General features: G+C 75.3%; 25 protein-coding genes and 2 pseudogenes. 21 read left to right on the top strand and 6 right to left on the bottom strand.

Annotation, left to right across the window (positions count from 1 at the left end):
• Positions 1–50 precede the first annotated feature (50 nt).
• The 5 genes and pseudogenes from def to MVA48_RS13600 all read left to right on the top strand — a co-directional run bounded on the left by def (position 51) and on the right by MVA48_RS13600 (position 2157).
• The gene (gene def / locus MVA48_RS13610; RefSeq protein ID WP_246981137.1) at positions 51–608 is read left to right on the top strand and encodes a peptide deformylase; all 558 of its coding nucleotides are present in this window, start codon (positions 51–53) and stop codon (positions 606–608) included.
• Positions 605–1086, top strand: a pseudogene (locus tag MVA48_RS24230) (HAD hydrolase-like protein); the annotation flags it as partial. The gene def and the pseudogene MVA48_RS24230, both read left to right, overlap by 4 nt.
• Entirely contained in the window at positions 1081–1266 is a 186-nt protein-coding gene (locus MVA48_RS24225; protein ID WP_371821246.1) for an HAD hydrolase-like protein, read from the top strand. The pseudogene MVA48_RS24230 and the gene MVA48_RS24225, both read left to right, overlap by 6 nt.
• Positions 1267–1385: 119 nt before the next feature.
• Positions 1386–1508 carry a hypothetical protein gene (locus tag MVA48_RS23510; RefSeq protein WP_256461072.1) on the top strand — a complete coding sequence of 41 codons (123 nt, stop codon included), beginning with the start codon at positions 1386–1388 and terminating at the stop codon, positions 1506–1508.
• 31 nt (positions 1509–1539) lie between these two features.
• The gene (locus tag MVA48_RS13600) at positions 1540–2157 is read left to right on the top strand and encodes a flavodoxin family protein (protein ID WP_246981133.1); all 618 of its coding nucleotides are present in this window, start codon (positions 1540–1542) and stop codon (positions 2155–2157) included.
• On the opposite strand, the gene MVA48_RS13595 is transcribed toward MVA48_RS13600, so the two are convergent.
• Positions 2142–3332, bottom strand: a complete 1191-nt coding sequence (locus MVA48_RS13595) for an MFS transporter (RefSeq protein ID WP_246981131.1) — start codon at positions 3330–3332, stop codon at positions 2142–2144. The two genes, MVA48_RS13600 and MVA48_RS13595, sit on opposite strands and share 16 nt — an antisense overlap.
• 122 nt (positions 3333–3454) lie before the next feature.
• On the opposite strand from MVA48_RS13595, the gene MVA48_RS13590 reads away from it, so the two are divergent.
• A complete protein-coding gene (locus MVA48_RS13590; RefSeq protein WP_246981129.1) occupies positions 3455–4639 on the top strand; it encodes a glucose-1-phosphate adenylyltransferase family protein in 1185 nt (394 codons plus the stop codon).
• A 21-nt stretch (positions 4640–4660) separates the two neighbouring features.
• On the opposite strand, the gene MVA48_RS13585 is transcribed toward MVA48_RS13590, so the two are convergent.
• The gene (locus tag MVA48_RS13585; protein WP_246981127.1) at positions 4661–5350 is read right to left on the bottom strand and encodes a DUF4383 domain-containing protein; all 690 of its coding nucleotides are present in this window, start codon (positions 5348–5350) and stop codon (positions 4661–4663) included.
• Positions 5351–5457: 107 nt separating this feature from the next.
• Here MVA48_RS13585 and MVA48_RS13580 point away from each other — a divergent pair, with 107 nt between their 5' ends.
• Entirely contained in the window at positions 5458–5787 is a 330-nt protein-coding gene (locus MVA48_RS13580) for a tetratricopeptide repeat protein (RefSeq protein ID WP_246981125.1), read from the top strand.
• 333 nt (positions 5788–6120) lie between these two features.
• Here MVA48_RS13580 and MVA48_RS13575 read toward each other — a convergent pair whose 3' ends face one another.
• Positions 6121–6876 (bottom strand): adenosylcobinamide-GDP ribazoletransferase, encoded by a 756-nt coding sequence (locus MVA48_RS13575; RefSeq protein ID WP_246981123.1) that lies wholly within the window; start codon positions 6874–6876, stop codon positions 6121–6123.
• 19 nt (positions 6877–6895) lie between these two features.
• Positions 6896–7447, bottom strand: coding sequence for a histidine phosphatase family protein (locus MVA48_RS13570; protein ID WP_246981120.1), 552 nt, complete (start codon positions 7445–7447; stop codon positions 6896–6898).
• An 89-nt stretch (positions 7448–7536) separates the two neighbouring features.
• Between MVA48_RS13570 and MVA48_RS13565 the strand changes: the two genes are divergently transcribed.
• Positions 7537–8112 carry a hypothetical protein gene (locus MVA48_RS13565; protein ID WP_246981118.1) on the top strand — a complete coding sequence of 192 codons (576 nt, stop codon included), beginning with the start codon at positions 7537–7539 and terminating at the stop codon, positions 8110–8112.
• Complete coding sequence (locus MVA48_RS13560) at positions 8037–8324, top strand: hypothetical protein (RefSeq protein ID WP_246981116.1); 288 nt, start codon at positions 8037–8039, stop codon at positions 8322–8324. The genes MVA48_RS13565 and MVA48_RS13560 overlap by 76 nt, the downstream gene beginning before the upstream one ends.
• 328 nt (positions 8325–8652) lie before the next feature.
• On the opposite strand, the gene MVA48_RS13555 is transcribed toward MVA48_RS13560, so the two are convergent.
• The gene (locus MVA48_RS13555) at positions 8653–9504 is read right to left on the bottom strand and encodes an HAD family hydrolase (protein WP_246981114.1); all 852 of its coding nucleotides are present in this window, start codon (positions 9502–9504) and stop codon (positions 8653–8655) included.
• Positions 9505–9629: 125 nt separating this feature from the next.
• Between MVA48_RS13555 and ssd the strand changes: the two genes are divergently transcribed.
• From ssd to MVA48_RS24220, 7 genes and pseudogenes are all read left to right on the top strand, one after another.
• Positions 9630–10694 (top strand): septum site-determining protein Ssd, encoded by a 1065-nt coding sequence (ssd, locus tag MVA48_RS13550; protein WP_246981112.1) that lies wholly within the window; start codon positions 9630–9632, stop codon positions 10692–10694.
• Positions 10691–11830: a TadA family conjugal transfer-associated ATPase gene (locus MVA48_RS13545; RefSeq protein ID WP_246981110.1), complete on the top strand. Its 1140-nt coding sequence runs from the start codon at positions 10691–10693 to the stop codon at positions 11828–11830. Before ssd ends, MVA48_RS13545 begins: the two co-directional genes overlap by 4 nt.
• Complete coding sequence (locus MVA48_RS13540; protein ID WP_246981108.1) at positions 11827–12609, top strand: type II secretion system F family protein; 783 nt, start codon at positions 11827–11829, stop codon at positions 12607–12609. The genes MVA48_RS13545 and MVA48_RS13540 overlap by 4 nt, the downstream gene beginning before the upstream one ends.
• Complete coding sequence (locus tag MVA48_RS13535) at positions 12606–13322, top strand: type II secretion system F family protein (protein ID WP_246981106.1); 717 nt, start codon at positions 12606–12608, stop codon at positions 13320–13322. Before MVA48_RS13540 ends, MVA48_RS13535 begins: the two co-directional genes overlap by 4 nt.
• A 118-nt stretch (positions 13323–13440) precedes the next feature.
• Positions 13441–13668 carry a DUF4244 domain-containing protein gene (locus tag MVA48_RS13530; RefSeq protein WP_246981104.1) on the top strand — a complete coding sequence of 76 codons (228 nt, stop codon included), beginning with the start codon at positions 13441–13443 and terminating at the stop codon, positions 13666–13668.
• 3 nt (positions 13669–13671) lie between these two features.
• Positions 13672–14058, top strand: a complete 387-nt coding sequence (locus MVA48_RS13525; RefSeq protein ID WP_246981102.1) for a TadE family type IV pilus minor pilin — start codon at positions 13672–13674, stop codon at positions 14056–14058.
• Positions 14055–14348 (top strand): annotated as a pseudogene (locus tag MVA48_RS24220) (Rv3654c family TadE-like protein); the annotation flags it as partial. The gene MVA48_RS13525 and the pseudogene MVA48_RS24220, both read left to right, overlap by 4 nt.
• 75 nt (positions 14349–14423) lie before the next feature.
• Here MVA48_RS24220 and MVA48_RS13520 read toward each other — a convergent pair.
• Positions 14424–16796 carry a DEAD/DEAH box helicase gene (locus MVA48_RS13520; protein ID WP_246981100.1) on the bottom strand — a complete coding sequence of 791 codons (2373 nt, stop codon included), beginning with the start codon at positions 16794–16796 and terminating at the stop codon, positions 14424–14426.
• 235 nt (positions 16797–17031) lie between these two features.
• Here MVA48_RS13520 and MVA48_RS13515 point away from each other — a divergent pair, with 235 nt between their 5' ends.
• The 5 genes from MVA48_RS13515 to MVA48_RS13495 all read left to right on the top strand — a co-directional run bounded on the left by MVA48_RS13515 (position 17032) and on the right by MVA48_RS13495 (position 24376).
• Positions 17032–19305, top strand: a complete 2274-nt coding sequence (locus MVA48_RS13515) for a sodium-translocating pyrophosphatase (protein WP_246981099.1) — start codon at positions 17032–17034, stop codon at positions 19303–19305.
• 169 nt (positions 19306–19474) lie between these two features.
• The gene (locus MVA48_RS13510) at positions 19475–19807 is read left to right on the top strand and encodes a hypothetical protein (RefSeq protein WP_246981097.1); all 333 of its coding nucleotides are present in this window, start codon (positions 19475–19477) and stop codon (positions 19805–19807) included.
• Entirely contained in the window at positions 19804–21252 is a 1449-nt protein-coding gene (locus MVA48_RS13505) for an alpha/beta hydrolase (protein ID WP_246981095.1), read from the top strand. The genes MVA48_RS13510 and MVA48_RS13505 overlap by 4 nt, the downstream gene beginning before the upstream one ends.
• 299 nt (positions 21253–21551) lie before the next feature.
• Positions 21552–22862, top strand: a complete 1311-nt coding sequence (gene topA / locus MVA48_RS13500) for a type I DNA topoisomerase (protein WP_246981093.1) — start codon at positions 21552–21554, stop codon at positions 22860–22862.
• Positions 22778–24376, top strand: a complete 1599-nt coding sequence (locus tag MVA48_RS13495; protein WP_246989231.1) for a topoisomerase C-terminal repeat-containing protein — start codon at positions 22778–22780, stop codon at positions 24374–24376. The genes topA and MVA48_RS13495 overlap by 85 nt, the downstream gene beginning before the upstream one ends.
• Positions 24377–24386 lie beyond the last annotated feature (10 nt).

The raw sequence follows: 24386 nt of genomic DNA, 5'->3' as shown, positions 1-24386 counted from the left end.
GCGCATCGTGCCAAGCAGGCGTCCGCCGGCCGTCCCTAGGATCGGTCGGCATGCGCCTGCCCGGCCGTTACGACGGCGTCGCCCGGCCGATCGTCACGTACGGCAGTGACCCCGTCCTGCACCGCGCCTGCACGCCGGTGACCGAGTTCGACGGGCACCTCCGCCGGCTCCTGCTCGACATGTTCGCCAGCATGGAGGCGGCGGACGGGGTGGGCCTGGCGGCCAACCAGATCGGCGTGGACGCCCGGATCTTCGTCATCGACTGCCCGGACGCCGACGGCGAGGACGTGGTCGGCTACGTGATCAACCCGACGCTGACGATCCCCGGGCCGGTCGGTGACGAACCCGCGGAAGAGGTCACCGAGGAGGGCTGCCTGTCCGTTCCGGGGCCCTACGCGGAGCTCCCGCGGGCCTTCCGGGCGCGGGTCGACGGGGTCGACGTGAAGGGTGAACCGGTCACCATCGAGGCCACCGGCATGGCCGCCCGCTGCCTGCAGCACGAGGTCGACCACCTCGACGGCACGGTCTACGTCGACCTGCTGCCCGACGACGTGAAGGAGCGCCTGCTCGCCGAGGCGGCCGGCCCCGGGGGCGACCTGCCGGCATGAGCCGGCTGGTCCTCTTCGACCTCGACGGCACCCTCGTCGACTCCTCCCCGGGGATCTTCTCCTCGGTCCGGCACGCCGCCGCGGAGCTCGGGCTGCCCGCGCCCACGCCGCCCAGCTGCGGGCGATGGTCGGGCCGCCGCTGCAGGACGGCTTCGCGCTGGTCCTGCGGGTGCCCCGTCCTGACGTTTCCCGCGCCGTCGCGGCCTACCGGGACCACTACGGCGCCGGGGCGCTGCTCGACGTCACCGTGCACGACGGCGTCCCCGAGCTGCTGGCCGCCCTCGCCGCCGCCGGCGCGACGCTCGCCGTGGCGACGAGCAAGCCGGAACCCTTCGCCGTCCGGGTGCTCGAGCACACCGGCCTGCTCGCGGCGTTCGCGTCGGTGCACGGGGCGACCCTCGACGGCAGCGTCCGGCACAAGGACCAGGTGGTGGGCGCGGCGCTCGCCGCCCATCCGGACGGCCGGGATCCCGTGCTGGTCGGCGACCGCGAGCACGACGTCCTGGGCGCCGCGGCGCACGGGCTGCCGTGCATCGGGGCCGGCTGGGGGCCGGCCCCGCCGGGTGAGCTGGCGGCCGCCGGCGCCGCCGTCGTGGCCACCACCCCTGCCGACGTCCTCGACGCGCTGGACCGGACGATCGGCTGGTGCGTGCACTGACCGCAGCAGCAGGTCCGCGGCTCGTTCGTCAACTGCTCCCGCGGCGAGCCGACCGGCATGACGCTGCCCACCGGCATCGACGGGATGGACTCGGCGACCGCAGGGCGCCGCTGCATCGCGTGCGGACGGAGATGCCGCCCTGGCTGCAGGACCGGGACCTGGCCGAGGTGGTCGCCGAGCGCGCCACCGCCCTGCGGCAGCGGGTGACGGGGTTCGTCCGGTCGGCCAGGGGAGATGTGTGAACCCGACCGGTCGTGGGGCATCCGACCGCGCATGACCGGACCCGCATCGCTCCGTGCCCTCGCCCTCGTCTGCAGCCTCAAGCCGTCGCCGGCGCCGTCCAGCAGCGAGCTCATGGCCCGCCAGGTGCTCGAGGAGCTCGGGAAGCACGGCGTGACCGGCGACGTCGTCCGGGTGGTCGACCACGACGTCAAGCCCGGTGTCGAGGTGGACATGGGGAAGGGCGACGCCTGGCCGGCGATCCGGCAGCAGCTGATGGGCGCCGACATCCTGATCGTGTCGACACCCACCTGGGTGGGCCACATGAGCAGCGTCGCCCAGCGCGTGCTGGAGCGGCTGGACGGCGAGCTGTCGGAAACCGACGACTCGGGTCGTCCGCTGGTGACCGGCAAGGTCGCGGTCACCGCCGTCGTCGGGAACGAGGACGGCGCCCACAAGATCACCGCGGACCTCATGCAGGGGCTCAACGACATCGGGTTCACGATCCCGGCGCAGGGCGGCACCTACTGGAACGACGAGGCGATGGGTGGCCGCGACTACCTGGATCTCGACGAGACGCCCGAGGCGGTGGCGTCGACGACGTCCACCCTCGCGGAGAACGCGGCCCACCTGGCCCGGGCGCTGCGGGCGAGCCCCTATCCCGGGAGCTGAGCCAGCACCTCCCGCCGGGGGGCTTCCACCGCGACGACGGAGCGCCGGGCCCGCAGCAGGCCGGCGACGGCGAGCAGGGACATCAGCACGACGGCGGCGCTGAAGGCCCCGGTGGTGCGGGTCAGCCCGAACTCGCCCACCGCGATGCCGGCGGCTATCGCCGGGAGGCTGTAGGCCAGGTAGCCGACCACGAAGACGGCGGCGAGCAGGCTCGCCCGGTGACCGGGTGCCACACCGGCGGTGATGGTGGCGACGGCGCCCAGGAAGGCGGCGCCGAAGCCGAAGCCCGCCACGACCGCGGCGACGAAGAGCAGTGCGGCCGAGGAGGTGCCCAGCGCGACGATCGTGCCGACGACCCCGACGGTGAAGAGGAGCCCGCCGACGAGCAGGGCCCGCTCGGGCCGCGAGGTCCGCAGGGCCAGCGAGCCGGCGATGCCGGTGCCGTTGAGCGCGAGGATGAGCAGGCCGCCCACCAGGTGGTTGTCCATGCCGAACACCTCGGCGACCAGCGACGGGCCCAGTGAGGCGTACAGCCCCCCGAGCGCCCAGCACGCCACGAGCAGCGGAAGGGCGACGACGAACGCCCGCCGGTGGGCCGGCGGCACGTGCACCCGGGGGATGAGGGAGGCGACGGCGCCGGGCAGCCGCGGGGAGCTCTCCGGCAACGCCGCCGTGCCGACCGCGGCGAGCAGGAAGACGACGGTCAGCGCGCCGAACACCCAGCTGGTCGGGGAGGGCACGAACTGCACGAGCAGGCCCGCCCCCACGGCGCCGATCGAGAGGCCCAGCGCGGGCGAGGCGCTGTTGATGAACGCGCCGAGCGGCCGGTCGCGGTGCTGCAGGTCGAGCAGTGCGGCCCCGAGCGTGCTGGTCAGAGCGCCGGTGGCCAGGCCCTGGACGACGCGGGCGGTGAGCAGCCAGCCGACGCCGTCGGCGAACAGGAACAGCGCCATCGCGGCGGCCTCGAGCAGGAACGCGGCCACCAGCACCGGGCGCCGGCCGACGTGGTCGGAGAGCCCCCCGACGACCAGCAGGGCGGCCAGCAGCGCGAAGGAGTAGATGCCGAAGACCGTCGTGAGGACGCCGGAGCTGAAGCCGAACTGCTCCTGGTACACGCGGTACAGCGGCGAGGGCACCCCGGACGCGGCGAGCATGAGCACGAGGACAGCCGCCACGGACCAGAAGGCGGCGGTTCGTGGAAGGCGACCTGCGGGCACGTCGGGCACCAAGCCGCGGCGGGCCCCGGCCATTCCACGGTTCCGCGTGTCGGGCCGGCCGGCGGGGTAGCGCCGGAGGCGTGGCGCTTCCCCGGATCCTCGTGCTCGTCCTCGCCGGCGGGGCCGGTGGCCGCCTCGAACTGCTCACCGAGCAGCGGGCGAAACCCGCCGTCCCGTTCGCCGGGGTGTACCGGCTGATCGACTTCCCGCTGAGCAACTGCCTGCACTCCGACATCCCCGACGTCTGGGTCTCGGTGCAGTACCACCCGACGTCGCTGGCCGACCACCTGGCCAACGGCCGACCGTGGGACCTGGACCGGACGATGGGCGGCCTGTTGATGCTGCCGCCCTTCCAGGGCACCGACCGGGGCGGCTGGGTCACCGGGACGGCGAACCTGCTGTGGCGCCAGGCGGACCTCATCCGGGAGTACGACGCCGACGCGCTGGTCGTCGTGAGCTCGGACGCCGTCTACAAGCTCGACTACCGCGAGGTCGTCGAGTCCCACCTCGACTCCGACGCCGAGGTCACGATGGTGACGACCGAGGTCGACGAGGACGACGCCTCCCGTTACGGCATCGTCCGGCTCGGCGCCGGTGACCGGGTCGAGGACTACGCCTACAAGCCCGACGAGCCGGCCACCGTCATCGCCACCAACGAGGTCTTCGTGTTCACGCCCGGGGCGACGCTCGACCGGCTCGACGCCCTGCAGGAGGACCTCGGCGAGGACGGTCTCGAGGACCTGGGCAGCCATCTGCTCCCCGCCCAGACCCGTGACGGCCTGGCCCGCGCCTACCCGCTGACGACCTACTGGCGCGACGTGGGGACCGTGCCCGCCTACTGGGAGGCGCACCGCGACTTCCTCGCCGAGGATCCGCCGATCGACCTCGACGATCCTGCCTGGCAGCTCCGCACCCGCGGTGGCCGGCACAGCGCTGCACGGATCCTCGCCGGCGCGGTCGTCGAGGACAGCCTGGTCTCCGGCGGGACCCGCGTGGCCGGGGAGGTGCGCGGGTCCGTCCTGTCGCCCGGCGTCGTCGTCGAGAAGGGGGCGACCGTCGTGGACTCGGTGCTCCTGCCCGGCGCGCGCGTGCGGTCGGGCGCGACGGTGCGGCGGGCGGTTCTCGACGACGACGTCGAGGTCGGCGAGCGCGCCACCGTCGGAGGGGACGGCGACATCACCCTCGTCGGCCGACGTGCGCGGGTGGACCCCGGCCGGGAGGTCGCCGCCGGCGCGCGGGTGCCCGACCCGGAGGACGACGACTGACCGGCTGACCGACCGACCCGCTCAGCCGGCCGGCGCGTCGAACTCCATCCAGACCCGCCGGCGGTCCGCCCGGCTGTGCACCCGGGCCATCGCCGCCACGCGCCGCCGCTGCTCGGCGGTCGCCCAGTGCTGGACGACGGCGATCTCGGCCTCCCGCATCGCCCGCTCGGCGGCGAACTCGGCGGGGGTCGACGGGAACTCCGACGGCTCGGGGGCCGGCGGTTCGCGGTGCGCCGCGTAGGGACTGTCCGGAGGCAGGTTGCCGGTGACCCGCCCGTAGGCGCCCAGGAGGAGCAGCGTGAGACCGGCCACGGCGGAGAAGGCGACGTTGCTCATCTCGAAGGCCAGGACGTTGAGGCCGGTCCGGAGCACCGCCAGATTGGCCAGCCCCGACAGGATGAACAGGGCGCCCACCGCGATCATCACCGTGGACGCGATACGCGGTCCGCGCAGCGCGGCGACGACCAGGACCGCCGCCGTCACCACGGAGATCGTCGAGAGCAGTCCGTTCGAGGACATCCCGAGGATCTGCTCCCCGCTGGTCGAGAAGAAGGCCAGTCCGCCGGCGAAGCCGAGCAGACCGAACACGAGGATGACGGCGGCCACGCCCAGCGCACCCAGCCGGTGGACCGACAGGACGCGCGAGCCGGGCGGCCCCGCGTGGGGCTCGGGTACCGGAGCGGTGGACCGGGGGCGGGTACGAAGGTGCATCACGTGCTCCTCGGCGCTGAGGCTGGCTGGTGTCCGGTCTTCCGACGCCCCCGGCCTTTCGGATGCAGGCGAGGAAGGCCCGGGGCGGCCCGGGTGTTGTGCGCGGCATGACGCAGCAGTTCGAGCTGGACCTGCACTCGGAGTTCCTCCGGGCCGACCTCTTCCTCGCGATGGGTCAACCGACCGAGGCGGCTCGCATCCTCGAGCGGGTCATCGCCGCCGAGCCGGCCAACCAGGCCGCGCTGGAGCTGCTCGCCCGCGCCTACTACGGATCGGCCCAGCTCTCGAGGTCCGAGCAGACCCTCACCCGGCTGGTCCAGCTGGCGCCCGCCAACGGCTGGGCGCGGCGGGCGCTCGCCCGCACCCTCGAACGGCAGAGCCGGGCCGCCGACGCCGCCGTGCACCACCGCATGGCCGACGCCCTGGGCGCTGCCTGAGCGACCCGGGTCTGCGCGTAGTGAGCGGAGCGTCACGGCACGCCGCACGCACCGCGACGTAGCGGGTCAGGCGCCACCGCAGCGGGAACACCTCCGGCATGAGCATTCTCGGACGACTGATGGGCACCGCTGAGACGACAGCACGCAACGCCGCGCGTGGGCGCGGCACCGCACGGGGATGTCGGGCTCCGGCATGCGCCGGGGCGCGCCGGTCAGCCGGGGGCTGGGCTTCCGGACGGGCCGGTCCGCTCCCGCCCCGGCGGCCGGCGGGATCGCCGGTCTGGTCGGAGGGCTCCTGCGCCGGCGCTGAGCCGGACTAGCTGGTCAGTACAGCTAGCGGAGGACCGCGGCCACCAGCAGGGTGGCCGCGGTCGCCGTCTCGGCCATCGCCCCCATGACGTCGCCGGTGACCCCGCCCAGCCGCCGGCGGGCGCGGCGGTGGACCAGCTCGGCAGCGAGCACTCCGGCCGCCCCGCTGCCGGCCAGCGCCACGGCCTCGCGAAGGTTCCCCGCCGTCGCCAGCGCCAGCAGGCCGAGCAGCACGACGACGCTGCCGGCGAACCACGGCACGGACACCGTGCGCTGGACGGCTGCACCCAGCGACGACCCCTCGGCCATGCCGACGCCGGGGAGGCCGTTACGGGCCAGCGCGAGCCGGGCGACGGTCACCGCCGTCCACAGCGCCAGCCATCCGTCGGTCTCGGCGAGAAGGGCGGCCAGGCACGCGATCTGCAGCAGCAGCACGAGGACGACGGTGACGACCCCGAACGGGCCGACGTCGCTCGAGTGCATCACCTGGAGCGCGCGGTCCCTGTCGCGGAGGGGCCCCAGCCCGTCCGCGGTGTCGGCCAGTCCGTCGAGGTGCAGCCCACGGGTGAGCAGGGCCAGGACGGTGACCGCCAGCACGGCGCCGGCCAGGGGTGACACCCACCGCGCGCCGAGCACCGCGACGCCGGTCGCGGCGCCGCCCAGCAGCAGGCCGACCAGTGGCGCCCAGGGGAGCACGCCACGGGTCGACGCGGTCGCGCGCACCGGGACCGGGAGGACCGTCAGCAGGGCGGCGGACTCCAACGGGCCGGTCAGGCGCATGGAGTCACGGGAAGGGCCCTCATGCGATGACCTCGAGGCGGGTCACCGTGCCGTTGTGCGGCGTGACCACCGGCATGGCGTCCGGCCCCAGCCCGGCGGCCACCGCCTGGGCCGCCCGGATGGTGTCACCGTGCGTGACCAGAGCGATGACGTCAGCCGGCGGCTCGGCGCAGAGGTGCTTCACGAACGCCTCGACCCGGGCGTGCAGCTCGGCCAGGCTCTCGCCGCCCGGCGCGGACCAGTGGGCGTCGGTCCAGTCGACGACGTCCCACAGCTCACGTGACGGGCGGCCCTCGAGCTCGCCGTAGCCCTGCTCCCGCAGCGCCGGGCAGGTGCTGATCGGCAGGCCGGTCGCCTCGGCGCAGTACTCGGCGGTCTGCACCGCCCGCAGCAGGTCGCTCGAGAACAGGGCCCCCGGCGCCAGGCGGGCCACCTCCGCCGCGGCCCCCGCGGCCTGAGCGCGGCCGAGCTCGGTCAACGGGACGTGCGGGGTCTGGCCCTGCATCAGCCCGGCGGCGTTCCACTCGCTCTGGCCGTGGCGCACGAGCAGCAGGGTCAGGGGGCGAGACATGGCAGGGGGCAGCGTAGGCGAGGGCCATGGGGGAGGGTCATGGAGAGGACCCCGGTGGCGGCGGACGGCCGCCTCGTACCGTCGACGCCGTGACCATCCCCGTCCGCCCCGGCGCCGCCCGACCCGCGGCTCGTCCGGCGGGACCCGATCCGCTCGCGCCGCTGCTGGACCTCCCGGGGGTCCGGGACGCCGCGGATGCCGCCCGCGCCGGCGTCGACCGCCTGCTGCGCCACAAGGTGCTGCGCCGGGAGTCCGCGGGCGTGAGCATCGAGTCCGCCCTGCGCGGCGCCCGCGCCTCGGCCGCGCTCGAGGGCGTGGACGTGCCGCTGGCCGACCTCCGCGCCGGCGCCGTCGACGACCCGGTGGTGCAGGGCTCGCTGAGGGTCTCCGCCGGCCTCGGCTCCATGGTCGACACCTGGTCCCGTGCTCCCGGCCAGGTGCTGGCCCGGCTGCACGTCCTCGCCGCCGCCGACCTCGCCGACCGCGGCGATCTGGGGCGTCCGGCCGCGCACGCGGGGAGCCGCTCACCGGCCTGTTCTCCCTCGTCACCGGGGCCACGTCGGCACCGGCGGTGGTGGTCGCCGCGATCGTGCACGGCGAACTGGCCGCGCTGGCCGCGTTCGGCACGGCCGACGGCATCGTCGCGCGGGCGGCGGCACGGCTGACCGGGATCGCCCGGGGGCTCGACCCGAAGGCGGTGTCGGTGCCGGAGGTGGGCTTCGCGGAGCTGGGTCGGCCGACCTACGCCGACGCGCTGGCCGGCTACGCCGGCGGCACCCCCGAGGGCGTCGCCGGCTGGCTCGTGCACTGCTGCCGAGCCACCGAGCACGGCGCCCTCGAGGGGCTGGCGATCTGCGAGAGCCTGCTGCGCGGCTGAGTCAGCGGGGGCCAGCGTCAGCCCGACCAGCGCCGCCACGACCACGCCGATCGCGCCGGCCGCCGCGGCGACCAGCCACCGGCCGGTGACCGCCCCCGCGACCGCGGCCGCGAGGACGGCGAGCCACGGGCCGGACAGCGAGAGGAACAGCCCGAGACGCCCGGCCGGTGAGCGGCGACGTCGACGTCGCCGGGTGCTGCGGGCGGTCTGGCCGAACAGGAACGCCGCCACGCAGACCGCCAGCAGGGCCAACCAGGCGAGGACCGCGGTGACCACGACGGCAGGATGACCCACCTCGGCGCGCGGACGGGGATGCCCCGCCGGTGCGTCAGGCTCCGCGGCGCCGCCGACGGCCGGGCAGGGGAGCGGTCGGCGCCGCGTCGGTGAGGAGCCCCGCGCGCAGAGCGCGGTGCCGGGCGTACCAGGCCAGCCCCACCACGGCCGCGCCGACGCCGACCGCGGCACCGGTCACGACCGGGGCCGGAGGCGCGGAGAACCGGGCTCGCATGCTGACCGGACGGGTGAACTGCAGCACCGGCCAGCCGCGCTCGAGGGCCGCCTTGCGCAGCCCCCGGTCGGGATTGACCGCCGTCGGGTGGCCGACCGCCGAGAGCATCGGCAGGTCGGTGATGGAATCGCTGTAGGCGTAGCAGTCGGCCAGGTCGTAGCCGCCCTCGTCGGCGACCCCGCGCATCGCGGCCGCCTTGTTCTCGCCGTAGGCGTAGAAGTCGATCTCGCCGGTGTAGCGGCCGTCGGCCACCACCATCCGGGTGGCGACCACCCGGTCCACGCCCAGCATCTCCCCGATCGGCTCGACCATCTCCGCGCCGCTGCTGGAGACGATGACGATCTCCCGGCCGGCCGCCCGGTGCTCCTCGATCAGGTCGGCGGCCTCGGCGTAGACCAGCGGGTCGACGATCTCGTGCAGCGTCTCGCGGACGATCTCGTGCACGGTGGCGGCGTCCCAGCCGGTGACCATCGCGGTCAGCTGGGCGCGCAGCCGCTCCATCTGCTGGGCGTCGGCCCCGGCGAGGGAGAACACCAGCTGGGCGTAGGCGGTCTTGAGCACGGCGCGGCGGTTGATCAGCCCGCCCTGGAAGAACGGGCGGCCGAAGGCCAGGGTGCTGGACTTGGCGATGACCGTCTTGTCCAGGTCGAAGAACGCCGCTGCGCGGGTCACAAGGCACGACTGTAGGTGGACGGGCTGACGGCGGGCGGTCCTGCTCGCCGTCCACACCCGAACGGGTCATCCACAGTTGCTCCCCGGTTCTGGCACTGTCTGCCGATCCCGGCTGAGCTGCGGAGGTGTCCCTCTCCCGCTCCGCCTCGCCCCGGCCGCTCGTCGTGAGCACCGACGAGGAACTGCTCGACGATCTCCTCCGCCTGGTGGCCGCGGCCGGCGCCGAGGCCGAGGTCGCCACCGACGGCCCGGCGCTACGCCGGGCGCACCGCCACGCGCCCCTGGTGCTCGTCGGCGCCGACGCGCTGCCGACCGGTGCGGTGCGGTCGCTACCCCGCCGTCCCGGCGTGGTGGTCGTCGCCACGCGGGAGCTGCCTCCGGTCGCGTGGGCGGGTGCCGTCGAGCTCGGGGCCGAGCGGGTGGCGGTGCTCCCGGAGGACGAGTCGTGGCTGCTCAACCGCGCCGCGACGGCGGTCCGGTCGCCGGTCGAGCGCGGCTGGCTCACGGCGGTGACCGGCAGCTGCGGTGGTGCGGGGACGAGCACGGTGGCCGCGGCTCTGGCCCTGGTCGCGTCCCCGGCGGTGCTGGTCGATACCGACGCGTGGGGTGGCGGCCTGGACCTGCTGCTCGGCGCCGAACTGGCCGACGGCCTCCGCTGGCCGGACCTGACGGGACTGCGCGGCCGGGTGGCCGGTGACGCGCTGCTCGCCGCACTGCCGCAGGTGCAGGACCTGCACCTGGTCTCGGCGTCGCGGAACGCGCCGGTCGCAGTGCCCGACGAGGCGCTGACGGCCGTCGTCGAGGCCGCGCGTGGCATCGGCCGGCCCGTCGTCCTCGACGTGCCACGGGCGGACGCGACCCCACCCACCGTGCTCGCGGACGCCGACCTCACCGTCCTCGTCGTCCCCGCCCGGCTGCGGGCCGCGACCGCCGCCCGCCTGCTGGTCGACGCCCCCGCCTCGCCCTGGTGCGACGCGGTGCTGGTCCTCCGGCAGGTGGTCGGGGGGCTCTCCCGCGGCGAGGTGGCCGACGTGGTCGGCCGGCCGGTCCACGCCGAGCTCCCGCACGACCGCGGTGCGGTGCCCAGGGCCGAGCGCGGGGAGCCGCCGGCGGTCACCGCCCGGGCGCCGCTCGGCGTGCTCGCGCGCAAGCTCCTCTCCGCCCTCGCCGAGCGGGTGCCGACGCCGTGACCGCCCCGGCTCTGCTGGAGCGGGTGCGTGCCCGGCTCGCGCTCCAGCCCGGTGTGCCCACCCGCGCCGGCGTCGCGGCCCTCGTCCGCGAGGAGAGCGCCGGCCTGCTCGGCGACGCCGACGTGCTCGCCGCTGTCCGCGACGCCGTCGACGAACTGGCCGGCGCCGGTCCGCTCGAGCCCCTGCTCCGGCTTCCAGGGGTGACCGACGTGCTGGTCAACGGGCCGGATCAGGTGTGGATCGAGCGCGGCCGCGGACTGGAGCTGACGGAGGTCCGGTTCCAGGACGACGACGCCGTGCGCCGTCTCGCGGTCCGGCTCGCGGCCTCCGCCGGCCGACGACTCGACGACGCCGCCCCGTGGGTGGACGCCGGACTGCGCGACGGCACCCGGCTGCACGCCGTCCTGCCGCCGGTGTCCGGCAGCGGCACCTGCCTGTCGCTGCGCGTGCTGCGCCGCTGCTCCCTGTCGCTCGAGGACCTCGTCGGGCTCGGCGCCCTGCCCGGTGAGGTGTTCGACCTGCTGCGCACACTGGTCGCCCGGCGACTGGCCTTCCTGGTCACGGGCGGAACGGGCTCGGGGAAGACGACCCTCCTCTCGGCTCTGCTGGGCCAGGCCGACCCGGCCGACCGGCTGGTGATCTGCGAGGACGCCGCGGAGCTCGCGCCGGCTCATCCGCACGCCGTGCGGCTGCTGAGCCGACCGCCGAACGTCGAGGGGGTCGGCGCGATCACCCTGCGGGACCTCGTGCGCCAGGCCCTGCGGATGCGCCCCGACCGGCTGGTCGTCGGCGAGGTGCGCGGCGCGGAGGTCACCGAGCTGCTCGCGGCACTGAACACCGGGCACGACGGCGGCTGCGGCACCCTGCACGCGAACCGGCCGGGTGAGGTGCCGGCCCGGCTGGAGGCCCTCGGCATGGCGGCCGGACTGGAGCGCGCGGCGGTGCACAGCCAGGCCGCCGCCGCCCTCGCCGTGGTCGTCCACCTGCGCCGGACCCCGGCAGGTCGCCGCGTGGACGAGCTCGGCGTCGTCCGCTCCGCCGCTGGTCACGTGACCGTCGAGGCGGGCTGGCGGGCGAACGGAGGCCCCTGTCCGGCGGCGGACCGGCTCCGGCGGCTGCTCGACTCCGGGCCGTGACGGCCGGCCTGCTGGCCGCGGCGCTCGCCCTGCTGGCGTGGCCGGATGCTGCAGCCCACCGACGGCGTCGGCTGCGGACGACGAGTGGGACCGGACGGCTCCCGCCGGTTCCCGCGGTGCCGACGCCCCCGGTCGCCGCCGCCGTCGCCGGGCTGGCCGCCGGTCTCCTCGGTACGCCGCTGGTCGGGCTGCTGGCCGCGGTGGCCGCGTTCCTGGGATCGCGCGCCTGGCTGTCGAGGCGGCGCGACACCCGGTCCGAGGAGCAGATCGGGGCGCTCGCCGAGGGGCTGTCGGCACTGGCGGCCGAGCTCCGCGCGGGGCGCACCCTCGAGGAGGCGTCCGGGTCCGCCGCCGCGGCCTGCGGGGACCCGGTCACCGGCCGGGCGCTGATCCGGACCCTCCACGCACCAGGAACCTCGCCAGGAGTCGGCGCCGCCCCACTCACGGAGGCGCTCGGCCGGATCGATGCCGGAGTGCTGCTCAGCGCTCGCACCGGGTGCTCGCTCGCGGCCGTGGCCGCGGCGATCGAGGACGACCTGCGCGCTCGCCTTCGGCAGCGCGAGGAGCTCCGGGCCGCGACGGCGGCGCCCCGGGCGAGCGCCCTGCTGCTCGCCGGCCTGCCGGTGCTCGGTCTGGCGATGGGCAGCGGAATCGGCGCCGACCCCTGGGGCGTGCTCACCACGACGCCTACCGGCCAGGTCCTGCTGGTCGCCGGAGTGGCGCTCGAGCTCGCCGGCATCGTCTGGTCCGGTCGGCTGGTACGCCGGGCGCTCCGGTGAGCGGCACGGGCTGGCCCGCACTGCTGCTGGCCGCTGCGCTGCTCGTCTGGCCACCCGCGACGGCCGCCGGTGCCCGGCGAGCACGGTCGCTCGTCCCCTCGGGTGGTGAACGGCCGCCGCACGCCGGACCGGGGAGGGGATGGCTGCTGCCCGGTGCGGCGGGCGTCGGCGCCGCGCTGCTGGTGGGCGGCGTCGGTGGCGTGGTGACCGGGGCGGCCCTCGCCGTGGCGGCACACCGGCTGGTCCGCCGCACAGCCGGCGGTGCCGTGGACGACGGCGCGGCCGTGACGGGCGACCTGCCCGCGGCGTGCGACCTGCTCGCGGTCTGCCTCGACGCCGGACTGCCGCCCTCCGCGGCCCTGGATGCGGTGGGTGCGGCCGTGCCCGCACCGCTCGGGCCGGCGCTGCGACGCGTCGCCGCCCTGTACCGGCTGGGCGCCGAGCCCCGGCGGGCATGGGCCGATGTCCCCGTCGCGCTCGCGGCGGCGGCGCGGGTGCTGGTGCGAGCGGAGGAGTCCGGCTCCGCGGCGGTTCCGGCGCTGCGCGCACTGGCCCAGGACCACCGCGAGACCCTCCGGGCGCGCACCGAGGCGGCGGTCCGGCGCGCCGGCATCTGGGTCCTGGCCCCGCTCGGGCTGTGCTTCCTCCCGGCGTTCGTGTGCCTCGGCGTCGTCCCGCTGATCCTCGGCATCGCCGGCGACGTGTTCGGCTGACGCCGTCCACAGCCGCTCCGGGCATCCACAGATGTCCACGACCCCTGGGGCGCTCCCCGTGCGGGCGCGAGGGTCGAGGCACACGCCCGCTGGCGGGCGCCACCCGAGGAGGCATCCCATGACCGAGACACCCGAGCCGGACACCGAGCCGAGAACCGGGCTGCTGGCACGCCGCTGGACCCTGCTGCGGGCGACACCCGAGGCGGGGATGAGCACCGCCGAGTACGCGGTGGGCACCGTCGCTGCCTGCGCGTTCGCCGCCGTCCTCTACCGCGTGGTGACCGGTGGCTCGATCGTCACCGGCCTCACCGACCTGGTCGAGTCCGCACTCGCCACGCTGTCCTGAGCCATGCTCCGGCGGCGCTCGAGGTGGGCGGCCGGGCGGCTGCGCCGCGAGCACGGCATGGTGACCGCCGAGACCGCGGTCGTGCTGCCGGTGCTGCTGCTGGTGCTGGCCGGCGCGGTCGCCGCCGTGGTCCTCGTGGCCGCGCACCTGGCGTGCGTGGACGCGGCCCGCGAGGGCGCCCGGGCCGCCGCACGCGGCGAGGACGTCGCGGTGGTGAGGGGGATCGTCGGACGGGCCGCCCCGGGTGGTGCCGACTGCGGCGTGACCTCGGACGGCGACGAGGTCCGCGTGACGGTCACCGCGCGCGTGGCCCCGCTCGGCCCGGTGCCGCTGCGCGTCACGGTGTCGGCCACCGCGGTGGCCCTGCTGGAGCCGGGTGCGGCCCGATGACCGCCGGTCGGCTGTCGGGGGAGCGGGGATCGGCGACGGTGTGGGTGGTCGCCCTCGCGGCCGTCCTCTCGCTCGTGGGCGCGGCCGCGGTCCTGGTGGGGGTGGCGGTCGTCGCCCGGCACCGGGCCGGGGCCGCCGCGGACTTCGCGGCGCTGGCTGCCGCGGGCCGCACCCTCCTGGGCCACGACGACGGCTGTGTCCGCGCCGGAGAGGTGGCGGCCGCGAACGGCGCCGCGCTCACCGCCTGCCGGGTGGGGTCCGACGGGACCGCCGAGGTCGAGGTGACCGTGCCGGTGCGGCTCGGCCGGCTGGGCGTCCACGGGGCGGAGGGCCGGGCGCGCGCCGGGCCGGCGGGGACCGATGACTCAGCGGGCGAGGGCCTCGTCGGCGTCGTCCAGAGGTCCCTCCACGGAGGCGAGCTCGTCGAGGACGACGTCGAGCACGCGCACGGCGCCGGCCTTGTGGAGGGGGTCGTTGCCGTTGCCGCACTTGGGCGACTGCACGCACGAGGGGCAGCCGCTCTCGCACTCGCAGCTGGCCACCGTCGCCCGCGTCGCCTGCAGCCAGCGCCGCAGCACGCCGAAACCGCGCTCGCTGAAGCCCGCGCCGCCGGGATGCCCGTCGTAGACGAAGATCGTCGCCGTCCCGGTGTCGGGGTGCAGCGCGGTCGAGAGCCCCCCGAGGTCCCACCGGTCGCAGGTCGCCAGCAGGGGCAGGATGCCGATCGCCGCGTGCTCGGCGGCATGCAGGGCGCCGGGCAGGTCGGCCTCGTCCACCTCGGCCCGCTCGATGGCCAGGCCGTCGAGGGTCAGCCACACGGCCCGTGTCCGCAGCTGCCGGGCGGGGAGGTCCAGCGGGAACTCCGCCAGCACCTCCCCGGTGCCGAGCCTGCGCCGCTGGTAGGCGACGACCTGGTTGGTCACGTCGACCAGCCCGGTGTGCGCGGTGACCGTGCCCAGGGGCCGGTCGCGGTCGACCGCGACGATGCCCAGGTCCGTGACGTCCCGCGCCACGGTCGTCCAGTCGGGGCTCTCGGCGTGCACCACGGCGCAGGCGTCCTCGACGTCGTACTCGTCCACCACGAAGGTCTCGCCGCGGTGCACGTACAGCGCCCCGTCGTGGACGGCGGAGTGGGCCGCGTCCGCGTCGACGGTGCCCAGCAACCGGCCGGTGTCCGCCTCGATGATGGACACCGGCTCGCCGCCGCTGCCGCGGATGTCCACGTCCGGGCGCCCACGCCCGGCCCAGTACCAGCCGGCCGGCCGGCGTCGGAGGTGCCCCGCCGCGACCAGCTCCTCGAGCGCCGCCTCGGCGACCGGTCCGCCGAAGTCGGGCAGGTCGGCGGGCAGCAGCGGGAGCTCGGCCGCGGCGCAGCACAGCTGCGGACCGAGCACGTAGGGATTGGCCGGGTCGGTCACCGTGGCCTCGATCGGCCGCCCGAACACCGCCTTCGAGTGGTGGGCCAGGTAGTGGTCCAGCGGGTCGTCGCGGGCGACGAAGACGACCAGGGACTCCTTCCGTGCGCGACCGGCCCGCCCGGCCTGCTGCCACAGCGACGCCAGGGTGCCCGGGTACCCGGCCAGCACCACCGCGTCGAGGCCGGCGATGTCGATGCCCAGCTCGAGGGCGTTGGTGCTGGCGACGCCGAGCAGGTGCCCCGCCGACAGCGCGCGCTCGAGCTCGCGTCGCTCCTCGGGCAGGTAGCCGCCGCGATAGGAGTCGACCCGGCGCACCAGGTCGTCGCGGCCCCGGTCGTGCAGCAGACGGCGGGCCTGGTCGGCCACCGACTCGGCACTGCGCCGCGACCGGACGAAGGCGAGGGTCCGGGCGCCTCGCTCGACCAGGTCGGCGAGCAGCGTCGCCGCGTCGGACGCGGCGGAGCGACGCAGGGGGGCGCCGTGCTCACCGGTCCGCTCGGTGAGCGGCGGTTCCCACAGCGCGAACGTCGCGCCGGGACGGGGCGAGCCGTCCTCGGTGACCGCCGCCACGGGCGCGCCGACCAGACGGGTGGCGGCGGTGGCCGGATCGGCCACCGTGGCCGAGGCGAGGACGAAGACCGGCTCGGCGCCGTAGCGGCGGCAGATCCGCCGGAGCCGGCGGAGGACGTGGCCCACGTGCGAGCCGAACACGCCGCGGTAGGCGTGGCACTCGTCGATGACGACGTAGGCGACCCGCCGCAGCGTGCTCGACCACTTCTGGTGGGCGGGGAGGATCCCGCGGTGGAGCATGTCCGGGTTGGTGACGATCCACCGCGAGTGCCGGCGGACCCAGTCCCGCTCCTCGGGCGGGGTGTCGCCGTCGTAGGGCGCCGGGCGCACCGAGGCATCGGCCAGGGCGGCCACCGAGGCGAGCTGGTCGCGGGCCAGGGCCTTCGTCGGCGCCAGGTAGAGGACGCAGGCGCGGGGGTCCTCGGCCAGCCGGGTCAGCGCGGGCAGCTGGTAGGCCAGCGACTTGCCCGACGCCGTGCCGGTCGCGACGACGACGTGCTGTCCGTCGCGGGCCAGCTGGGCGGCGTCCACCTGGTGCCGGTAGGGCGCGAGCACGCCACGCTCCTGCAGCCGGCCGCGCAGCGGAGCACCGACCCACTCGGGCCACGGCGCAGTGGTGCTCACCCGGACCGGGACGTGGTGCACATGCGTGACCGGCTGCTCCGCCTCCTCGATGCCCGCCAGCAGATCCGCGAGCAGCTCGGCACCCGGCGGCACCTCGAGCGCCGGAGCGGGGTGGAGCGTGGTCACCTCCCCACTCTCACACCTCTGCGCAACCGGCGACACGTCGAATCCCATCGTTGTGATCCGGTCACCGGACGGATGTGATCCGCCTTACAGAACGTCGTGGACGTCTGCACAGCGTGTGATCTCACTTACACTCGCGCCGCGTTCGGTGCGACGAAGCCCTCGACGTCCGGACCCGAGCTCTGCCGACACGGGGTGCAGCGCGCCCCCCGGCGGCACCGACTGCATGGAGGAACGCATGCCGGAAAGTTCGCTGTCCGGCGGGGACGTGACGCTCGTCGTCATCGTCCTCGCCATCTCCCTGGCCGCGCTCGGCTTCGCCGCGTACCTGGTCCGCGCCGTCCTGGCCGCCGACCAGGGCACGGTGAAGATGCGCGAGATCGCGCAGGCGGTCCAGGAGGGTGCGGCGGCCTACCTGCGGCGGCAGTTCAAGACGCTGGCGATCTTCGCCGTCATCGTCTTCGCGCTGCTGCTGGTCCTGCCCGTCGCCGAGGGTGGCTGGGGCACCCGGGTCGGCCGGGCGGCGTTCTTCCTCCTCGGCGCCTTCTTCTCCGCCGCGGTCGGCTTCATCGGCATGACGCTGGCCACCCGCGGCAACGTGCGCGTCGCCGCTGCCGCGCGCGCCGGCGGCTACCGCCCGTCCTTCAAGATCGCCTACCGCACCGGCGGCGTCTGCGGGATGATCACCGTCGGCCTCGGTCTGCTCGGCGCGGCGGCCGCCCTGCTGTTCTTCGACGAGACCGCACCGGTCGTCCTCGAGGGCTTCGGCTTCGGCGGCGCCCTGCTGGCGATGTTCATGCGCGTCGGCGGTGGCATCTTCACCAAGGCCGCCGACGTCGGCGCCGACCTCGTCGGCAAGGTCGAGGCGGGCATCCCCGAGGACGACCCGCGCAACGCCGCGACGATCGCCGACAACGTGGGGGACAACGTCGGTGACTGCGCCGGCATGGCCGCCGACCTCTTCGAGTCCTACGCCGTCACCCTGGTCGCCGCGCTCATCCTCGGACAGGTCTTCTTCGGCAACGTCGGCATGGTCTTCCCGCTGCTGATCGCCGCCATCGGCATCATCGCCTCGGTCGTCGGCATCCTGGCCAGCAACCCGGGGAAGAACGACGCCAACGGGCTCGCACCGATCAACCGCGGCTTCTTCCTCTCCGCCGCGGTCTCGCTCGTCCTGGTCGCCATTGCGTCCTTCACCTACCTGCCGAGCCTCAGCGAGGTCGATGGCCTCGACGTCAGCCCGCAGGTGCTCGGGTTCGTGTCGGTGCTCATCGGTGTCGTCCTCGCCGCGACGATCCAGCAGCTCACCGGATACTTCACCGAGACCAGCCGCAAGCCCGTCCGCGACATCGGCCGCAGCTCCCTGACCGGCCCGGCCACCGTGATCCTGTCGGGCATCTCCCTGGGCCTGGAGTCGGCCGTCTACGCCGCGATCCTCATCGGCGGCGCGGTCTACGGCGCCTTCCTCATCGGCGGCGGCGCCGCGCTCTACGCCGTGGCCCTGGCCGGCTGCGGTCTGCTCACCACCGCGGGCGTCATCGTCTCGATGGACACCTTCGGCCCGGTCAGCGACAACGCGCAGGGCATCGCCGAGATGTCCGGCGACATCGACGAGGAGGGCGCCCGCACCCTCACCGACCTCGACGCGGTCGGCAACACGACCAAGGCCATCACCAAGGGCATCGCGATCGCGACGGCGGTCCTCGCCGCGACGGCGCTCTTCGGCTCCTACAACGCGCAGATCCAGGTCGCGCTCGACGAGGCCGGTGCCACCCTCGGCGACGCCTTCCAGCTGGTCAACCCGAACAACGTCGTCGGGGCGGTGCTGGGCGCGGCCGTGGTCTTCTTCTTCTCCGGCCTGGCCATCAGCGCCGTCTCCCGCGCTGCCGGGCGGGTCGTGTTCGAGGTCCGGGAGCAGTTCCGCACCCGGCCCGGGATCATGGACTACTCGGAGCGGCCGGACTACGGCGCCGTGGTGGACATCTGCACCCGGGACTCGCTGCGCGAGCTGGCCACCCCTGGCCTGCTCGCCGTCCTGGCGCCCGTCGCCGTGGGCTTCGGCCTCGGCATCGGCCCGCTGGCGGCCTACCTGGTCGGTGCCATCGCGGCCGGCACGCTCATGGCCGTCTTCCTCGCCAACTCCGGCGGAGCCTGGGACAACGCCAAGAAGATGGTCGAGGACGGCGCCTACGGCGGCAAGGGCAGCGAGGCCCACGCGGCCACCGTCATCGGTGACACCGTCGGTGACCCGTTCAAGGACACCGCCGGTCCGGCCATCAACCCGCTGATCAAGGTGATGAACCTGGTCGCCCTGCTGATCGCCCCGGCGATCGTCGCCCTCTCCTTCGGTGACGACGCCAACACCACCGTCCGCGTGCTCATCGCGCTCGGGGCGGTGGCGATCATCGTCGCCTCCGTCGTGGTGTCCAAGCGGCGGTCGATCGTCGTCGGCGGCGCCTCCGCGACCGAGAGCTCCGGCACGTCCGGAACCCTCACCACCACCGCTCCCTGACCTCCGCACGGCGCGATCCTCCGGCCGGCCCGGGTCCGGCCGGAGGATCGCGCCGGAGGCTGTGGACGCCGCCGTCCGCTGTGGACGGCGGCGCACGCACCGTCCCACCCGGCTCCTAGCGTCGCCCGCCTCCCGGTCCCCCGGACCGGCCGACGACGGGAGCCGCCGCATGTCCTCGCCCAGCCCTCCGGAACGCATCACCGTCCTCCCGGACGCCCTCGAGGCGCTCGCCGCCGAACTCGCGGTGCTGGCCGGGGAGCTCGCCGAGGACGCCGACCTCTGCCGCTCGACCGGCCACTCCTTCCTCGCCGCGCTCGGCGACGTCGAAGGGTGGACCGCGCAGACCGCCACCACCCGGTGGGCGGGCCTGCAGGAGGTTCTCGCCGACAGTGCGTCCGCGCTGGCGGGGACCCTCTCCGCCGCGGCCGCGGACTACTCGGCACAGGACCGCTCGCTCGCCGCACGGATCGCGACCCGCGGCCCGGACCACGCGCCGCGATGACCGAGGCCGCGCCGTACGACCAGCGGTTGGCGACCGTCGCGGCGTGGGACGTCCCCCTGGTGCGCGGCGCCGCGGCCACCATGAGCGCGATGGCCGACCGGCTCCGGTCCTGGCGGGCGCGGCTGGAGGGCGTGGGCCGGTCCCTGGCATCGGAGCGCACCTGGGCCGGTCCGTCGGCCCGGAGCGCCGGGCGCGTCCTCGACGAGGTCGCGGCCGCGGCGTGGGCGGTGGACGCGGCCATGGCCGACTCCGCCGCGGCATTCACCCGCCTGGCCGACGAGGCCTCCGCGGCGCAGGCCTCCGCCGTCCGCTCGTACTCGCTCCCCGCTGGGCGGCTGGGGGCCGTGGCCGCTCCGGAGTCCGCGTCGGCCGCCCGGGAGGAGGCCCTCGAGCGCGCCGCGGCCGCGGGGGCAGCGGCGGAGGCCGCGGGGACCGCCCTGGCCGTCCCGGCCGGCCCGCTCGCGGCCCCGCTGGCTCCCGGCGCCGCCGATGCGGGGACGGCGCTCGGCGCGCCCGCGGGCGCCCGGCCGCCCGCCGAGGTCGCCGCCTGGTGGGCCGCCCTGCCGGCCGCCGTGCAGCTGGCGTTGCTCCACCGTGCTCCGGCGGTGCTGGGCGGGCTCGACGGGTTGCCCGCCTGGGCGCGGGACCGTGCCAACCGCGGGCTGCTGCGCCAGGCCCTCGCCGATCCCCGGCTCTCGCCGGCCGCGTCGGCGACCGCCGCGGCGGTCGCCGCGCGGTTGCGGGAGGAGGAGGCCCTCGGCCGGGTCGTGCAGCTGCACCTGCTCGACCTCGAGGAGGACCTGGTCGCGCTCGCGCTGGGTGATCTCGACTCCGCCGAGGCCGTCGCCGTCCTCGTCCCGGGCATCGCCAACTCGCCCGCCGACGACCTGGACGGGCTGACCGGGAACGCCCGCGACGTCGGCACGGCGGCCCGGGCCGCGGCCCCGGGTCTGACCGTCGCCACCATGGTCTGGTTGGGCTACGGCACGCCGCACACGGTGCCGAGCGCGCTCTCCCGTACGGCGGCCTGGCGTGGTGGGGCGGCGCTCGCCAAGGCGCTGGCCGGCCTGGCGGACGCCCGCGGCGCGGTGGGGCGGCCGCTGCCGAGGACGACGGTGCTCGCGCACAGCTACGGCACGGTGCTCGTGGACGAGGCGGCCGACGTCCGTGGCCGCCTCGCCGCCGATGCCGTCGTGCTGCTGGGCAGCCCGGGCATGGAGGACGACGCCGCCGGCCTCGAGGTACCCGAGGTCTACGACGTGGCCTCGGCCGCCGACCTCGTCACCTACGCCGCCTGGTTCGGGATCTCGACCCGGGCCGAGGCGTTCGGGTCGACGCCGTTGCCGCGCGACCCCGGTACCGGTCATTCCGACCACTACGAGCGAGGGTCGGCGACCCTCGCCGGGGTGGGGGAGGTGGTCGGCGCACCGTGGACCCCGCCCTGACTCCTTCGCGGGAGGCCTCCTCCGGTGCCGGGGAACACGGCCGCACCATCTGCGTTCATCCCGGTGACGGCACGCCCGAGGAGGCCCGTCCCCGGCGCCGTGGACGGGGTGTGGCTTACCGTGGCCCGCCAGAGGGGGCGTTTCGCGCAGTCCGCAGGCGTGCCCGCCGGTGTCGGGAGCGCCCGGGTCCGAGCCACGGCCCGCGCACCCGGTGCCTCGCCCCAGCCCGGGGCCCTCGCGCCGCCCTCACCGACCCCTCGCCGACGCAGCACCACCGCAGCACCACCGACAGGAGCACCGTGCCGACGAAGACCAGCCAGACCGGAAGCGAGAGCACCCCCGCGACCGCCGGCGGCACGAAGGTGCCCGGCGGCCGGAAGACCGCTGCGTCCGGGGGCAAGCCTCTGGTCATCGTGGAGTCGCCGACGAAGGCCAACAAGATCGCCGGATACCTGGGCTCGGGCTACGTCGTGGAGGCGAGCGTCGGGCACATCCGTGACCTGCCGCGCAACGCCGCCGACGTGCCGGCCGAGCACAAGGGGGCCGCCTGGGCGCGCCTCGGGGTGGACGTCGACAACGCGTTCGAGCCGCTCTACGTCGTCAGCCCCGACCGCAAGCAGCAGGTCAGCCGGCTCAAGCAGCTGGTGAAGGGGGCCAGCGAGGTCTACCTCGCGACAGACGAGGACCGTGAGGGCGAGGCCATCGCCTGGCACCTGGTCGACACCCTCAAGCCGCGCGTACCCGTGCGCCGGATGGTGTTCCACGAGATCACCCCCGAGGCGATCGCCCGCGCCGTCGCCAACCCGCGCGAGCTCGACACCGCGCTGGTCGACGCGCAGGAGACCCGCCGCATCCTCGACCGGCTCTACGGCTACGAGGTCAGCCCGGTGCTCTGGAAGAAGGTCCTGCCGAAGCTGTCGGCCGGCCGGGTGCAATCGGTCGCCACCCGCATCGTGGTGGAGCGGGAGCGGGAGCGCATGGCCTTCCACGCCGCCGACTACTGGTCGCTGGAGGGCACGTTCGCCGTCCCGAGGCCGGGCTCGACAACCGACGAGGGCGAGCCGACCACGGTCCGCGCGAAGCTGGTCAGCGTCGACGACAGCCGCGTGGCCACGGGCAAGGACTTCGACCCGGCCACCGGCCGGGTCACCGGCGAGGTCGTGCACCTCGACGAGGCCGGTGCCCGCGGGCTCGCCGCCCGCCTCGAGGGCCGGCAGGTCACCGTCAGCCGCGTCGACGAGAAGCCCTACCGACGTCGCCCCTACGCGCCGTTCACCACCTCGACGCTGCAGATGGAGGCCGGGCGCAAGCTCGGCTGGTCGTCGGCGCAGACGATGCGGGTCGCCCAGCGGCTGTACGAGAACGGCCACATCACCTACATGCGGACCGACTCGACCAACCTGTCCGAGGAGGCGATCAACGCCGCCCGCCAGCAGGCCCGGGAGCTCTACGGCGACGCCTACGTGCCGCCGAGGCGCGCCGGTACGCCAAGAAGGCGAAGGGTGCGCAGGAGGCGCACGAGGCGATCCGTCCCGCGGGTGACAGCTTCCGCACGCCCGGTCAACTCGCCGCACAGCTGGCCCGCGACGAGTTCCGCCTCTACGAGCTGATCTGGAAGCGCACCGTCGCCTCCCAGATGGCCGACGCCGTCGGCCAGACGGTGAGCGTCCGGCTCGCGGGGCGCAGCACGACCGACGAGGCCGTCGAGTTCACCGCCAGCGGCCGCACGATCACCTTCCCCGGCTTCCTCAAGGCCTACGTCGAGTCGCAGGACGAGAGCGCGGGCAGCAACGGCGACGACGACCAGGGCAGCGACGACGCCGAGCGCCGGCTGCCGCGGCTCGAGCGCGGCCAGCACCTGGACACCCAGGCGCTCGACGCGAAGGGCCACACCACCACGCCCCCGGCGCGCTACACCGAGCCGAGCCTGGTCCAGCGCCTGGAGGAGCTGGGGATCGGTCGGCCGTCGACCTACGCGTCGATCATGCAGACGATCCAGGACCGCGGCTACGTCTGGAAGAAGGGCAACTCCCTCGTCCCGTCGTTCATCGCGTTCGCCGTGGTGAACCTGATGGAGCAGCACTTCGCCCAGCTCGTCGACTACGACTTCACCGCCTCCCTCGAGGAGGAGCTCGACGAGATCGCGGGCGGCAACCTGCAGCGGGTCGACTGGCTCACCGAGTTCTACTTCGGCGGCGCAGGCAGGGGCACCGGGGGGATCGCCGACTCCGGCGGCCTCAAGCAGATCGTCGGCCAGCGCCTCGAGGAGATCGACGCCCGCGGCGTCAACTCGATCCCGCTCCGGGCGACCGGCCCGGGTGGCGAGCCGGTCGTGGCCAGGGTCGGCCGCTACGGGCCCTACCTGCAGGCCGGCGGCGAGGACGGGCCGCGGGTCAGCATCCCCGAGGACATCGCCCCCGACGAGCTGACCACCGACAAGGTGCGGGAGCTGCTCGAGGCGCCGTCCGGCGACCGCGAGCTGGGCACCGACCCGGAGAGCGGCCACCCGGTCGTGGTGAAGGCCGGCCGGTACGGCCCCTACGTCACCACGGTGGTCCCGGACGGCAGCAAGGAGTCCCCGCGGACGGCGAGCCTGTTCTCGTCGATGTCGCCGGAGACGGTGACCCTCGACGAGGCGCTCCGGCTGCTCACCCTCCCGCGGACCGTGGGCACCGCCCCCGACGGCGAGGAGATCCAGGCGCTCAACGGCCGCTACGGCCCGTACCTGAAGAAGGGCAGCGACTCCCGGTCCCTCGAGAACGAGGAGAAGCTGTTCACCACCACGCTCGACGAGGCGCTGGCCATCTTCGCGCAGCCGAAGCAGCGCGGTCGCCGGGCCGCCGCCGCGCCGCTCAAGGAGCTGGGTCCCGACCCGGTCACCCAGGGGCAGGTGACGGTCCGCGAGGGCCGGTTCGGTCCGTACGTCACCGACGGCGAGACCAACGCCAGCCTGCGCAAGGGCGACGACGTCGAGACGATCACCATCGAGCGCGCCGCCGAGCTCCTGGCCGACCGCCGCGCCGCCGGCCCGGCCAAGAAGAAGAAGGCGGCCAAGAAGACGACCGCCAAGAAGGCCGGGAAGAAGACGACGGCGAAGAAGGCGGCCGCCCCGGTCTCCGGCTGAGCCGTTCCTC

The sequence above is a fragment of the Blastococcus sp. PRF04-17 genome (genome assembly GCF_023016265.1).
Classification (GTDB): domain Bacteria; phylum Actinomycetota; class Actinomycetes; order Mycobacteriales; family Geodermatophilaceae; genus Blastococcus_B.
The sequence above is the reverse complement of the archived record's forward strand: the minus strand, read 5'-3'. Positions and strand labels throughout refer to the sequence as shown.